The following is a 14,686-nucleotide window of genomic DNA, read 5'->3' as shown; positions in this document are numbered from 1 at the left end:
GTGTGTATAATTTGGTCATAATTTAAGAAAGACAATTTCCATGCAATCGTATGATGTCATTATTGTTGGGGCTGGTGCAGCTGGGCTTCTTTGTGCTATCGAAGCGGGTAAACGTAAGCGCAGCGTTTTGGTTTTGGATCATGCCAATAAAGCTGGGAAAAAAATTCTCATGTCAGGTGGGGGTCGTTGTAATTTTACCAATTATTACATTGAACCTGAGAAATACCTCTCACACAACCCCCATTTTTTTAAATCCGCTTTAAGCAGATACACCCAATGGGACTTTATCGAATTAGTAAAAAGGCACAAAATTCCCTTTCATGAAAAAACCCTTGGGCAACTCTTTTGTGACAACAAATCAAAAGACATTGTAGATATGCTACTGAAGGAATGTGAAACCCATCAGGTGACCGTACAGCTACAGACTTCAATTGAGAAAATTCAACGGACTATCAACGACTACAAAATCAACTCCAATAAAGGTCGCTATCAATGCCAATCTGTTGTTATTGCTAGCGGAGGTTTGTCGATCCCAACAATGGGTGCAAGCCCTTTTGCCTACAAAATCGCAGAGGAATTTGGTCTAAAGGTATGGCCTACTCGAGCAGGGCTTGTCCCTTTGACGCTTGATGCTCCTGATAAAGAGCGACTTTCTACTCTCTCTGGTGTGAGTGTGGATAGCCTGGCCTTTAATAAGCGCATCAATTTTCGTGAACAAGTGCTGTTTACACATCGAGGACTCAGTGGACCTGCCATATTACAATTGTCCAGTTATTGGAATCCTGGTGAGCCTATTCATGTTAATTTGTTGCCTGAGCACAATCTGTTGGACACTTTGAAGTCGCATAGAATGTCTACAGCGAACAAACAAATGCATTCGGTTTTGGCTACTTATTTGCCTAAACGAGTGGTGGACATTTTAGTCCCAGAGTCCTTGTCCAGTAAGAAACTAGCTGATTGCTCCAACAACGATTTGGTGACGGTGTCTTCTTTGATACATCAATGGACCATTCAACCGAATGGTACTGAAGGATACCGTACTGCTGAGGTGACTCTTGGTGGTGTTGATTGCAATGAGCTTTCTTCAAAAACCATGGAAGTGAATACTGTTCCTGGTCTTTATTTCATTGGAGAAGCGTTAGATGTAACGGGTTGGCTCGGGGGATATAATTTTCAATGGGCTTGGTCTTCGGGTTGGGCTGCTGGCCAGGTTGTGTAGTTGGTGTCGACGACATGGAATTGTGAATGGCGTGCGAATGGGCGTGCGAATGGGCATGCGAATGGGGACGGACCCCAGTGGGGTCCGTCCCCAACATTCCAGTCCCCAACATTCCAGTCCCCAACATTCCAGTCCCCAACATTCCAGTCCCCAACATTCCAGTCCCCAACATTCCTATTTATCCGCTCCCTTATGGTCGCGGCTCGGTTGCTGTGGGTTTGGATTTTGGGGGGGGGGAACCGAGCCGCGCGCGTCAGCAAGCGGATAAAAAATGATCTACTCTAATCTTCTTTCTCAGAATACCCACATCCTTCTTTGGGACATAAGATTTGGCGTCCGAATTTTTTACTTTCTTTCAGCGTTAAAATAGGCCAAGAACATTTTGGGCATGGCGTATCAATGGGTTCGTTCCATAGAGCGTAATCGCATTTGGGGTAATCCCCACAAGAAAAGAATATTTTTCCCTTCCTGGATTTTCTTTGTAGGATCTTCGCATTATGGCATTTAGGGCAAGTGACCCCTGTATCTGCCGGTTTTTCAAGAGGCTCCATGTGTTTGCATTGTGGGTAATTGCTGCACCCGATAAAGCGTCCGTAACGGCCTGTTTTTATATGCAAAGCATGATGGCATTGTGGGCAATCTCTTCCTTCAACAACTTCAGGTTCTGCTTTATCACCTTCTTGGCCACTCATGTCTTGAGTGTAATCACAATCAGGATACCCTGTACAACCAATAAAACGGCCACGTTTGCCTAGTCGGATAGACAGCGGTTTTTGGCATTTTGGGCATTGCTCTTCTAGGATTTCGGTCGTGATGTCTTTTCGATGTACTTGTTCATCTGTTTCTTGAATTTGACTGACGAATGGTTGCCAAAATTCTTCCAATACGGGTACCCAGTCTTTTTCACCACGGGCTACAGCATCCAGTGTATCTTCAAGACCTGCCGTAAATTGATAATCCACGTAGCGAGTAAAATAATTGGTGAGAAAACGATTCACAATGCGACCAACATCCGTAGGAAGAAATCGCTTTTTGTCGACAATAACGTATTCTCGTTGTTGCAAAGTATGAATAATCGATGCATAGGTGGACGGTCTACCAATGTCATATTCCTCAAGAGCTTTAACTAATGTTGCCTCCGAATAGCGTGGTGGGGGTTCGGTAAAGTGTTGGCTTGTTTGGATGTCATTCAGCTTTACTTTTTCTCCAACGACAAAGGAGGGTAATAGACCTCCATCGGTTTCATCGTCTTTTGTGTCGTCACGACCCTCTTCATACACGCTTAAAAAGCCAGAGAAGGTGATTGTTGAGCCATTAGCGCGGAACACGTTTCCTTTTCCACAATTGAAATCAACACTAACTGTATCTAAAACAGCATCGGCCATTTGTGAGGCTAGTGTTCGTTTCCAGATCAGGCTATACAACTTCAATTGATCAGCGGTTAATGCATTCTGAACAAGTTCGGGTGTTCTCTTTATTGAAGTAGGCCTGATGGCTTCATGGGCTTCCTGGGCATTTTTTGATTTGGTTTTATACAGTCTTGGCGCACTTGGGCAATTATCCTGTCCATATCGTTGGGTTATAAATCCTCTAATTTCCTCAATTGCCTCATTTGCAAGGCTGACAGAGTCGGTTCTCATGTAGGTGATTAAACCCACTGTTCCAGTTCCAATATCAATTCCTTCGTAGAGTTGCTGTGCAACCATCATCGTCTTTCGGGAGGTAAATCCTAACTTTCTAGCGGCCTCTTGCTGTAATGTTGAGGTAATAAAGGGTGGTGAAGGACGACGTTTACGTTGCTTTTTCTCAACTTGGCTGACTGTTAAAATCCCTTGTGCCTGATCCAGAAGCTTGGCTTTTACGTCTTGAGCATGTTTATTGTCTGCAATAGAAAATTGTTGTAATTTTTCATCATGAAAGTGCGTTAGGCGTGCTTCAAAATCTGCTTTATTGTGATGACATTGGGCAAGTATTTTCCAGTACTCTTGGGAGACAAAACGTTCTATTTCCTCTTCTCTTTCCACAATTAATCGAAGAGCGGGGCTTTGTACACGTCCAGCAGATAGACCACGTCTGATTTTTTTCCAAAGCAAGGGAGATAAATTAAATCCCACAAGGTAATCTAAAGCTCGCCGTGCTTGCTGGGCATTGACTAAATCCATGGAAATATCCCGTGGATTATTAATTGCGTCTTGAATCGCGGATTTAGTAATCTCATTGAAAAATATTCGGTGAACTGATTTATCCTTCAATAAATTGCGCTCTTTCATCAATTCAAAAATATGCCATGAAATGGCCTCGCCTTCTCTATCAGGGTCCGTTGCAAGCAATAAGGAGTCGGATTTTTTTAATGCTTTGGCGATGGTTTCTATATGCCTGGCATTTTTTTCGATGGGCATGTAGGTCATGAGAAAGTGTTTATCCGGATTGACAGATCCTTTTCGAGGTGGTAAATCACGGACGTGGCCATAGGAGGCTAGGACGTCGTAATCGCCACCGAGGTACTTTTGAATTGTTTTTGCTTTTGCGGGTGACTCAACGATCACCAAGTGTTTACTCATATCAAATAAACCTTATCCTTAATCTGGTTATGATTCTCTATAGGGATTTGGAATCCCTCAATCTATATCACCTTATTTAGAACATTAAAATTAATGAATTTCAATTTTGTCTTCTGTTTGATATAGCACAAGATCAAGAAATGATAACTGATTTTCAGTTAAATGATCTGCGAGAGCATTTCGAATGGTCCATTTTGTTTCTTGCAAGGTTACAATACGAGAGTCTGAGAACTGGAGTTGATTGAGTATGTGTTCGAAATGAGTCTCGTCGAGAACGTTCCATAGCTTCATGCGTATAAGAAACTGATAGCTGGCTTTAGTCAGTTTCATTTGTTCTGCGTAAGTGAATACGCGGGTGGAATCAATTTCCTGTGATTTAATCACTAAAAATTGGTTTTCTTGGCTTAATACTTCGGCATCAATTAAATCAGTGGTATCAATATCTTCACTTGATGTTTGTTCTTTTTGTATTTGGGTGAGGCTTGTTTCAAACAGATTTAATAATAGTTCAAATAAATTATCTTTCATATTAACACCTTGTATAGCCGCCAGGTATTGCTGTGATCATACCTTGCAGTTCTAATTTAGCCAGTTGATTGGTCACTTGTTCTACACTATAACCACTTCGTTCTATCATTTGGTCAATGGTTGTGGTTTCAAAACCAATGAACTTTACTAGGTTTTCCTTCTCGCTTGCAAGAGGGAAATCAGACTTCTTCGAACCTGTTAATGGTTCTTCTAGGTTTAACTCTTCAAGCACATCATGTACTGAGGTTACTAGTTTTGCTCCTTGCTGCAACAAATAATGGCAGCCTCTAGCCATTGGATTGTGAATGGAGCCTGGAATAGCTAAAACATCACGATTTTGTTCAAGCGCCATCTTTGCTGTAATTAATGAACCGCTCTTAATCGCCGCCTCAATAACCAAAATGCACAAGGACAAACCACTTATTATACGATTTCTACGGGGAAAATGTCCAGCGATTGGAGGACTTTTTAAAGGAAATTCACTTAATATTAAGCCATTTTGGCCTATTTGCTCTGCAAGTTGTCTATGACGGCGGGGGTATATGGTGTCAATTCCAGTACCTAATACAGCGATTGTTTTACCTTTTGCTTCGAGACAGCCAATATGAGCTTGTGCATCTATTCCTAAAGCCAAACCACTCACAATGGTTAGGTGATGCAATGCAAGTTCTTTGGAAAACTGTTTGGCGTTTTCACTTCCAGTTATTGATGGATTTCTGCTTCCTACTACAGCGATTTGAGGTTGATCTAGAGAGGAGAGCTGGCCTTTTGCATACAAAATAAACGGTGGATTATGAATTTCTTTGAGTAACGAGGGGTATTCAGGAGAATCCCAAGTTAAAATAGTATGATTTTCATCTGCATTTTCCCAATCCAGATCGACAGTTGTGTTATCCAAATTAAATTGGCTTATCTTGGATGCTAACCATGATGGCAGTCCGGCCTGTTCTAATTTCATAACTGACAAACTAAACATCTCATTCAAATCAGGCCATTTTTCCAATAGCTTGAATACTGTCAGGGGGCCAACTTTTTCGATTCGGTTTAGTGCGAGGAGTGGGCGTAGATTTGTCATGGGTTGGTCACTGTGTCAAAAAGGTTTATGGCTCTGGTGGATCTAACGACTAAGGCGTAACTGGTTTTTGTGAAGGTTCTGAAAACCATTGCTTCGCCAAGGCGTTCTTGAGGTAGCTTAATGGGTTGAATTCGATTTTTAGGGTCATTGACAAAACGCTGCTTACCATAAATTCCTAAGACATCGCCAGGTTTTAATCCCGCCTGCTCCCCGATACTAAGTACAAGTACTCCGCCTACAGCTCCTTGACTGGTTCCCTGAGGCATGTTGATGGGCATTTCAATGATATAGCCTTTAACTGTGGTCTCAGGTGTTTCGGGCTCAAAATACAATTCAAATTCAGGATGATTGTTGATGAGCACTGCATCTCCAATCATGATGCCCACATTAATGCTGGTGAGCAGAACAGTCGCAGGATCTCCGCCAGCAAGCAATTCACCGTAGCCAACTAGAACGGCTTTATACCCAAGTAACTCATTGGTGATGGGATCAAAATAGTCCTTTCCTCCTCTGAAAATCGAGTAGGCTATTGTACCGCCGACAGGCAGTTCTTTTGATCGGTGGAGGCCCTTCACATAAACTTCATCGCCTTGACCACCTAACATTCGCTCACCCATCAACGCAACAACGTAGGGAGCACGACTTAATACGTCTGCGTCTAGAATCAAAGATTCATCCAAAAAGGGTTTTATATCTCCTAAGGGGATTGGTGGAACTGCCTCGTCGACTTGTGTGAGTCGGATGCTAGGCGATAATTTGACCGTTCCATTGGATAATACTCGAATGTATGGCATGTCTTGATAGTATTCTAAGACGAGTATAGCTCCAGGGTATAAACGGTCTGGATTTTTAATGTTGGGATTTGCTCGCCATAGGGCCTTCCATTCCCAAGGGTTCTTTAAATATCGACTGGAAATACCCCATAAAGTATCGCCGTGCTGTACAACGTAGCGTTTAGGTGAATCAGGGCGTAAACTAAGTGCCTGGCAGAAGGAAGGTATTATGAAACAGAAAATAAGTAGGTAATATCTCATGAATCAGTCCTTTAATTAATCCTCGGCATCTTGCGGTACTGGTGTCTTTAAGGGATAATATCATGATTATTATGTTGAGAACTAGATAAATAATGGCTATTCGTAAGATTCTTTATTTACCTGATGAACGCTTAAGAAAAATAGCAAAACCTGTCGAAACCTTTAATGATGAGCTGCAAACTCTAATTGATGATATGTTTGAGACCATGTACGACGCGCGTGGAGTAGGTCTTGCTGCACCGCAAATTGGGGTAAGCTTGCGTTTGTCTGTCATTGATGTGCTTGGTGATAAAACAGAGCAATTGGTTATTATCAATCCTGAAATCGTGTCTACTCATGGTGAGCGCGAATACGAAGAAGGATGTTTATCAGTGCCCGGTGCTTATGACAAAGTGATTCGTGCCGAGAAAGTGACTGTAAAGGCATTAGACAGAACAGGTAAACCCTTTGAAATAACTGCTGATGGGTTGCTCGGTGAGTGTCTACAGCACGAGATTGATCATTTAAATGGTAAATTATTTATTGATTTACTTTCACCATTAAAGCGAATGGTTGCTCGTCGCAAGTTGGATAAATTCAAACGTCTAAACTCACGCAAGTCATGAGTGGTTTATCAATCGTTTTTGCAGGAACACCAGAGTTTGGTTTGCCTTGTCTAGATGCTATATTGCAATCGAGGCACCAATTGAAAGCTATCTATACTCAACCCGATAGACCTTCTGGTCGTGGAAGAAAATTACAAGCCTCCGCGGTGAAAGAATGGGCTCTTCATCATCACTTACCCGTGTACCAACCCCTGAATTTCAAAAGTTCTGAGCCTATTGCAGAGCTAGAGGCATTAAAACCGGATGTCCTGGTAGTTATCGCCTATGGCTTAATTCTACCAAGATCAGTGCTGGATATTCCGCGTTTAGGTTGTATTAACGTTCATGCTTCATTATTACCAAGATGGAGAGGAGCTTCACCCATACAGCATGCCATTCTCTCTGGAGATGAAAAATCTGGAGTGACATTGATGCAAATGGATGTAGGAATGGATACAGGAGACATGCTGTCTAAAGCAGAGTACTGCATCAGGCCTGGTGAAACTGCAGGTAGTCTACATGATGAGCTTGCACAATTATCAGTAAAACCACTGTTAAACACACTGGATGCTGTAGAAGCAAACACGGCAAAGCCTGAGGTGCAAAGAAACGATTTAGCCACCTATGCTGGAAAAATCAATAAAGAAGATGCTCATATTGATTGGCATCGATCAGCGCTTGATATTGATCGTTCAATTCGAGCCTATAATCCTTGGCCTATAGCATACACGCTTGTTGGTACAGAGCTTTTACGTATCCATAAAGCCTCAGTGATTCAATCAGAGTCTTCAAAAGCACCTGGCTCAATAATAAGCCTAGATAAAAAAGGAATGTTGGTTGCTGCAGGCTCTGGTTGCTTATTGATAGAAACCATTCAATTTCCTGGAGCTAAGGCCATGTCTGTAAAAGACTGGTTAAACTCTGGGAAAACCATGTTGCAAATCGGTATGATATTGCAATGAAGGTCAATGAAAGACTCCAAGCAGTCAATATCTTGGTTGAACTCCTTGAGAAAAAAGCCTCTTTGTCGCATTTGTTTTTAACGTTCAACGCGACTCCTGCAGCGAAGGAAATGTGTTATGGGGTCTGCCGCCATTTTTTTCGCCTGCAAGCGATAGCCGATACACTAATGAAGAAAAGACCAAAGGATTTGGACGTTTGTTTGGTTGTCTATATCGGTTTGTACCAGCTTCACTATCTCAAAAAGCCAGAGTACGCCGCTGTAAAAGAAACCGTGGATTTGTTAAGGCCTATCAAAAAGGAATGGGCTAAAGGTCTAGTGAATGCTGTATTAAGAAACTTCTGTCGCAATACAGCTGAACTCTTGAGGCAATTGGCCAATGAGCCCAATTACCTCTTTGGTCATCCTCTATGGTTATCAAAGCGTATGCAAAAGGATTGGCCAGAACAATGGCCCGATATTGCCAAAGCCAATAATGAACATCCTCCAATGACCTTGAGAGTTAATCATCAAAAAAACAGCGTGGAAAATTATTTAAAGCAACTTAAATCAGCTGGAATAGAGGCGATAAAACATCCTATTGCTGAAGATGCCGTTAACTTACTTTCCCCTATGGACGTCACTCAACTACCAGGGTTTGTTGATGGTGCTGTATCAGTCCAAGATGCAGCAGCGCAATTGGCGGTCAACTTATTGTCTTTGCAGCCTGATCAAAAAGTCCTAGATGCCTGTTGTGCTCCTGGTGGTAAAACATGCCATATTCTGGAGTATGAGCCTAGTTTAAACCGTTGTATTGCACTTGATATTGAAGAAAAGCGCTTAGACAAGGTTCATGAAAATTTACAGCGTTTGGGTTTGCAAGCAGATGTACGAGTAGGGAATGCAACTAGGCCTGAGACATGGTGGGATGGGCAATTGTTCGACCGGATTTTATTGGATGCTCCTTGTTCGGCAATTGGAGTGATTCGACGTCATCCTGACATCAAGCTGTTACGAACCCCCGAAGAAGTTGAGGTTGTTACACAGTTGCAAAGGGATATGTTGGAGTCTCTATGGCCCTTGTTGGTTCCTGGTGGACTAATGGTCTACGCCACCTGCTCTATTTTAAAAGAGGAAAATGAAGATCAAATGAAATGGTTTGTCGCAAAACATCCCAATTGCCAAGTGGAGCCAATTCATTGTTCTTGGGGGAGAAATACTGGGTATGGTGTTCAGATTTTACCAGGGGATTATGGCATGGATGGGTTTTTTTATTGTGTTTTAAGGAAGATATAACGTTTCTTTCCTGAACATGGGGACCGTAGAATGGGGCATTTATACCAAAGGTTGGGTGCTTCGCCTAATGGCGCTGCCTTAAGCGGTGTCATTAGGTTCTTCTATACGGCCCACATCGGTCCGCTTGCTGACGCGCGCGGCTCGGTTTCTTCTTTGTTGTCTGAATCAAAACCTAGTCACAGCAGGGAGTGAACCGAGCCGCGACTGTAAGGGAGCGGAAATGAATCAAAAAAGATTTCAAAATCGTTAAGAAACCCTTTTTGACCTACAAAAATGAGTATTCAATTGTAAAAAAACCGTAAAATTATCAAGATTTAATTATGCCTTAATTTTGAACATTTATCCTGTTGATTATTGAAACCAGGACTTAGAAAAAATTTCATGGCTATTTTGCAATGAACAGTTTTAGATGTACTACACTCAATGAAATTTTGTTCAAAGAAGAGATTGGAAGTTTTTCATCAGTCCAAAGTATGAAATATAACGATAGGTAGGTTTTTATGGCCGCTCAATTAGATTCAAGCACTGAGTTTGCTGCACTAGTCGCTCAATTGCAAAGCAATCCTAATGATCCCGCTTTAAAGCAAGCTGTGATCAGGCATTTGCCAGAAATGAGGGTGCTGGCTAAGACTAATCCTATTGCCATGTACCATCTTGCAATGGTTTATGCTCCTGGCTCTGCTCAATACAAACAAATGATGCTTCAAGCTGCTGCAGAAGGCAGCACCAACGCCATGCTGGCTGTTTGTGACCTATATTTAAAAACAGGTTCTGCAACCGATCTTTTGACAGCTGCTCATTACATGAGACTGATCCAAAAATCAGGTGATTCCTACATCATGAAACAGGGTAGAGAACTAATGGATAGATACCCCGATTTTGCCGAACAAATGCAGTCCGATTGTGTTTGTCGAAAATACAATCCTGCTTTAAGCTTCTTTGCGCAGGAGCCAAAACGACAAACGAATGCTGTGAGCGAACAAACCTGTATTCCAACACCTTAACCTCAATTCGGCCGTTGAAACTGCTGCCGAATTGAGGTTAAAGATTCCATTATTCGGCAGAGTGTGAAACAATTTAGAACCCATTTATTGTTCTCATGATGTATGCCAAATCAATTTTGTTATGTGGCTGTTGATAATCTCCAAGCCGGTCGATTTCAACCTAGACAGGATTTTAACGCCTCGGCATTGCAAGAACTTGCTCATTCAATCGCTTCCCAAGGGCTTATTGAGCCCCTAGTCGTTCGAACAATCGCGAAAGATCGCTATGAAATTATTGCTGGCGAAAGAAGATGGAGAGCTGCAAAACTAGCTGGTCTAACGGAAGTTCCATGCATCGTAGGTGAATACACGGATAAACAAGCTTGTGCCCTGACTTTAATTGAGAATATCCAGCGACAGGATTTGAATTTAATTGAAGAGGCACAAGGCTATAGGCGTCTCATCGACGAATTTCATTATCAGCAAGACGAGCTGGCCGTTTTAGTCGGAAAATCTCGAAGTCATATCGCCAACATTTTGCGTTTATTGACCTTAACTGACAGGGTTAAAGATTTTTTGCGAGAGCGACTGTTAAGTCTTGGGCATGCTCGAGTCTTAGTCGGTTTAGATGCCATTCATCAAGAATTTTTTGCTGATCAAGTCATGAAGGAAGAATGGTCAGTTCGTCATTTGGAACAAGCCATCAAATCGTTTAAGGCACAAGAAGTGAATCAACCCCGAAATCCCAAGTCGGATCGAGATGTTGAACGCTTGCAAACGATATTGTCTGAACAAGTTGGTGCCCCAGTGCAAATTGTCAACGATGAGCAACAGGGTGGGTGGTTGCAAGTTAAGTTTTTTGATAATGATACGCTAGCAGGTCTTTTGGAGCGCTTGGGCTTAAGATATGATTAGCAGAAAGTGAATCAAGTTCAATAAGGAACTCAAACAGATGAAACGGATACTGACTGCCACAGTTACTTTTGTAGTGTCGCTTACTTCTTTTGCAGCTAGCATGCAATTAGAAGTCGATAGGCTCATCAAACGACAAAGTCCCAATGTGAACCTTGGAATTGTGGTTATCGATTTAACTTCTGGAGATACCTTATACAAACGAAATGCAAGCCGTCTTTTTATCCCTGCCAGCAATATGAAACTGTTTTCGGAAGCAGCTGCACTCATGTCTTTAGGAGCTGATTATCAATTTAAGAATCAGATCAGTACGAATGCTGGAAAATTACAGAATGGCGTTTTGAATGGGAATGTGTATTTGCATCTGAGTGGGGATCCTTCTTTTGACCGTAACGATTTACGATCACTCCTTTCCGCTTTGAAAGACTGGAATGTGAATACCCTACAGGGAAACGTCATTATTGATAGTAGTGTAGCTTCTGTCCCTCCGTATCCTCCAGGGTGGTTAAAATCAGATATGTCTTATAGTTACGGTGCTCCGATTGCTCCTTTAATGTTGGATTCTAATCGCTTTACAGTCACAGTAAATCCAGGGGCTAAGGCGGGAGATCCTGCGATAGTCGAAGTCGATGATGGTGGTGGTACCATCGTTTTAAATAATCAGGCGACCACTAAAGCGACTCCGAAAGGATGTGGAGTTGGTTTAAAGTTAGATAAAGAGAATCATTTACTGGTTACGGGTTGCATTGGAGTGGGACAGTGGGCAATTCAACAACGCATGGCCATTAAAAATCCATTGGTCTATGCTCAGGGCATGATAAAGAGTGAGTTAGCAAAGTTGGGCATCCAGTTGAACGGTGAGGTGTCGCTTGGTAAATCTCCAAATGGAACTATGTTAATTGCTACTCAACATTCAAGACCCTTAAAGCTATTGATGGCCGATACTTTAAAACCATCGGATAACTTATATGCGGATAGTCTCTATTTGCATGCCGCGTCCAAAATAAGTGGTAAACCAGTCAATTGGGTATCAGCACAGCCAATTATCAAAGAATTCTTGCAAAAACAAACTGGGATTGATTTTAAAGACGCTGTTTTCACGGATGGCTCCGGCTTATCTCGGTATAATTTAGTCACACCAGAACAAACCATTTCCCTATTAAAATTCTTGTACCAACGTTTCCCCTTATCTTATGAGTACATTTCTGCCTTACCTATTTCAGGGCACGATGGAACTCTGCAAAAACGATTTAAAACGGCAAATCAGAAAGGTTTTGTGAGAGCCAAAACGGGTACTATGACTGGAATGAACAGTCTGTCGGGTTATTTGTACACCGCAAATGGCCATACCTTGGTGTTTGCTATGTACATTAATCGTCTGCCTGGAAAATCGTCTGGACCTGGGCGTCCTGTATTGGATGCACTCACGGCGTTCTTTTTACAACAACGCCCCAGTAGCAGCAGGCTCGCTCATGTCTTTGCCCCACACAGTCAGGTTAATTTTCAAGCTGCTTCAACTCAAGGGAGTGTTCAACAAAGTCGCTTGGCACGATGGAGACGCTTAGAGCTGGTAGTCAGACAAGCACTAAAAGGTCAAGCCGTGAACGTAGTCTATCGAGGGAATGAATTAATCGTTTCTGACTCTCAATCCGATGCTAATCGTGTTTGGACGTCTTTGCAAACGCTTGGCAAGAAATATCCTTTTGCTGTTGCACTGGCCTCAAAGTCATTACCGGTCAGCTCATCAGGGAAGCCAATGCTTATGTGGATGGAATCGTCTATGCAAGACAATGATGTTCAGAGGACCTGGATAATCAGAGAGTCCCTATAACACGGTTCTCTCAATTCTCTCAATAGTTTGGTATAATGACGTGTGGAAATGAGAACAATTAGACGGTCAGGTCATTTGATGTTGGGAGGATAAGTTGAGTATTTTGAGAGTTGTTCTGTTGGCTTTTTGTTTTACTTCTCTAGCCTATTCTTCGACAAACGCCTTACTCATTTCCGATATTCACTACGGAGTGAATAACACTTCTGCCGATGGACAAGATACTGGGAACGAGTTTCTAGAGATCTCCCTTAATAAATTGACGGAATTGTCTAAAAAAGCAGATTTCATACTCAATCTGGGTGATTTGCCAACCCATTCCTTGTTCCTCTCCCCCCAGAAAGAGGAGTACGAGCAGAAGGTATTTAGAGGCTTGTTCCTTGCAGATCAAGGTGCAAAACCCATGTTTTACATTCCGGGTAACAACGATTCTTTGAGTGGGAACTATCAACCTTTTGAAGTCGACGGGAAATCCCCCCTGACGAATGCCTTAGATTGGGATGGTGCTTGTGTGCATTGCGAGGGCTTAGTGATTGATAAATCACACATGTACGATGGTGGATACTACTCAAGCTACGTTACGCCTAAAAATAAGAACATTATACTTATTGCTTTGAATACCGTGCAAATGGCAAAAAGGCCTATTGTTTTGCCTAAATACCCGAATCAGGAACGAGATGCGATGACTCAGCTGTTCTGGTTGGAACATCAATTAAAAACAAATCATGCCAAACAACTGATTATCGCTATGCACATTCCTCCGGGCTTAGTCTTTAATGGCAAGCATTTTTGGCATGAGATGTACGTTAAGCGATTTTTAGATGTTTTAAACAAACACCATCACTCCTATGATCAAATTACTTTATTAGTCAGCCATACTCACATGGAAGAGTTTAGAAAGATTCGGTTAAATGACGGTACGACCATTTATGCGTATTCAGTACCCTCTGTGAGCAGAGCCCATCACAATAATCCAGCCTTGAAGGTATTAGAGATTAACGACCAATATAAAGTGAAGGATTTCACGACTTATTACACCACCGACAATCATAGTTGGTCTAATGAGCAATACCATGCCTTAGGCCATAGCGAATCAATCTTTCCAGCTTGCCATAAAGAGCATTTAGCGGAATGCTTGGATCAATTAAGTCCTGAGCAAGTATGCTCTAGCCTAGAACACGATTTGTATTACAGTGTTAAAAGCCCCAGAGTTGCTTATCAAGGGTGTATTAATACTTTTCAGGTTAATGCTAAATAGCGTTTATTCGAAATCCGCTCCCTCACGGTCGCGGCTCGGTTGGTACTGTGCGAACCGAGCCGCGCGCGTCAGCAAGCGGAGCGATGCGGGGCGTATAGAAGAACCTAATGAAACCGCTTAAGGCATCGCCATTAGGCGAAGAACCCGACTTTGGGTATAAATACCCCATTTAAAAAATGAGTCGATCCCTCAGCCGTCAGGGAGCGGAAAATAGCGGGTGTTCTAAAACAGGAACAGACCCCACTGGAACCCGTACCTATCCCATAAAAACAAAATGCATACCATTCTATTTGATCTTTTGTTGGGTTCATCAACGGTTAAGATTAGCTAGTCCTGAAAGAGCTGAAAGAAGGATTGATTAATGGCTTGTGCTTATTACCCCTATTGCCTCAATGAAAGGTGTTGCCGAAGGACAAAATAAGTACAGAGTCGTTGCCTCAAAATAGATGTTGCTTTTGAGAGGTTTTG

General features: G+C 42.3%; 13 protein-coding genes. 8 read left to right on the top strand and 5 right to left on the bottom strand.

The window, feature by feature from the left end:
• The first annotated feature begins 40 nt into the window (after window positions 1-40).
• Window positions 41-1,219 carry a BaiN/RdsA family NAD(P)/FAD-dependent oxidoreductase gene (locus Lwal_RS06260; RefSeq protein ID WP_058479971.1) on the top strand — a complete coding sequence of 393 codons (1,179 nt, stop codon included), beginning with the start codon at window positions 41-43 and terminating at the stop codon, window positions 1,217-1,219.
• On the opposite strand, the gene Lwal_RS18175 is transcribed toward Lwal_RS06260, so the two are convergent.
• The 5 genes from Lwal_RS18175 to Lwal_RS06235 form a co-directional block, all read right to left on the bottom strand.
• Window positions 1,174-1,479, bottom strand: coding sequence for a pentapeptide repeat-containing protein (locus Lwal_RS18175; protein ID WP_202972557.1), 306 nt, complete (start codon window positions 1,477-1,479; stop codon window positions 1,174-1,176). The genes Lwal_RS06260 and Lwal_RS18175 overlap by 46 nt on opposite strands.
• Before the next feature lie 21 nt (window positions 1,480-1,500).
• A complete protein-coding gene (gene topA, locus Lwal_RS06250) occupies window positions 1,501-3,780 on the bottom strand; it encodes a type I DNA topoisomerase (protein WP_058479969.1) in 2,280 nt (759 codons plus the stop codon).
• A gap of 90 nt (window positions 3,781-3,870) precedes the next feature.
• On the bottom strand, window positions 3,871-4,308 hold the full coding sequence (locus Lwal_RS06245) for a DUF494 family protein (protein ID WP_058479968.1): 438 nt from the start codon (window positions 4,306-4,308) through the stop codon (window positions 3,871-3,873).
• A gap of 1 nt (window position 4,309) precedes the next feature.
• Entirely contained in the window at window positions 4,310-5,383 is a 1,074-nt protein-coding gene (dprA, locus tag Lwal_RS06240; protein ID WP_058479967.1) for a DNA-processing protein DprA, read from the bottom strand.
• On the bottom strand, window positions 5,380-6,417 hold the full coding sequence (locus Lwal_RS06235; RefSeq protein WP_058479966.1) for a LysM peptidoglycan-binding domain-containing protein: 1,038 nt from the start codon (window positions 6,415-6,417) through the stop codon (window positions 5,380-5,382). Before Lwal_RS06235 ends, dprA begins: the two co-directional genes overlap by 4 nt.
• A gap of 92 nt (window positions 6,418-6,509) precedes the next feature.
• On the opposite strand from Lwal_RS06235, the gene def reads away from it, so the two are divergent.
• From def to Lwal_RS06200, 7 genes are all read left to right on the top strand, one after another.
• Window positions 6,510-7,022, top strand: a complete 513-nt coding sequence (def, locus tag Lwal_RS06230) for a peptide deformylase (RefSeq protein WP_058479965.1) — start codon at window positions 6,510-6,512, stop codon at window positions 7,020-7,022.
• Complete coding sequence (gene fmt / locus Lwal_RS06225) at window positions 7,019-7,963, top strand: methionyl-tRNA formyltransferase (RefSeq protein ID WP_058479964.1); 945 nt, start codon at window positions 7,019-7,021, stop codon at window positions 7,961-7,963. The genes def and fmt overlap by 4 nt, the downstream gene beginning before the upstream one ends.
• Complete coding sequence (rsmB, locus tag Lwal_RS06220; protein ID WP_058479963.1) at window positions 7,960-9,237, top strand: 16S rRNA (cytosine(967)-C(5))-methyltransferase RsmB; 1,278 nt, start codon at window positions 7,960-7,962, stop codon at window positions 9,235-9,237. Before fmt ends, rsmB begins: the two co-directional genes overlap by 4 nt.
• A 500-nt stretch (window positions 9,238-9,737) precedes the next feature.
• Window positions 9,738-10,241 (top strand): hypothetical protein, encoded by a 504-nt coding sequence (locus Lwal_RS06215; RefSeq protein ID WP_058479962.1) that lies wholly within the window; start codon window positions 9,738-9,740, stop codon window positions 10,239-10,241.
• A gap of 102 nt (window positions 10,242-10,343) precedes the next feature.
• Window positions 10,344-11,135, top strand: coding sequence for a ParB/RepB/Spo0J family partition protein (locus Lwal_RS06210; RefSeq protein ID WP_058479961.1), 792 nt, complete (start codon window positions 10,344-10,346; stop codon window positions 11,133-11,135).
• 37 nt (window positions 11,136-11,172) lie between these two features.
• Complete coding sequence (gene dacB, locus Lwal_RS06205) at window positions 11,173-12,963, top strand: D-alanyl-D-alanine carboxypeptidase/D-alanyl-D-alanine endopeptidase (RefSeq protein ID WP_058479960.1); 1,791 nt, start codon at window positions 11,173-11,175, stop codon at window positions 12,961-12,963.
• A 94-nt stretch (window positions 12,964-13,057) separates the two neighbouring features.
• Complete coding sequence (locus Lwal_RS06200) at window positions 13,058-14,218, top strand: metallophosphoesterase family protein (RefSeq protein WP_058479959.1); 1,161 nt, start codon at window positions 13,058-13,060, stop codon at window positions 14,216-14,218.
• The last annotated feature ends 468 nt before the right edge of the window (window positions 14,219-14,686 follow it).

It is taken from the genome of Legionella waltersii (genome assembly GCF_001468085.1).
GTDB lineage: Bacteria > Pseudomonadota > Gammaproteobacteria > Legionellales > Legionellaceae > Legionella > Legionella waltersii.
The sequence above is the reverse complement of the archived record's forward strand: the minus strand, read 5'-3'. Positions and strand labels throughout refer to the sequence as shown.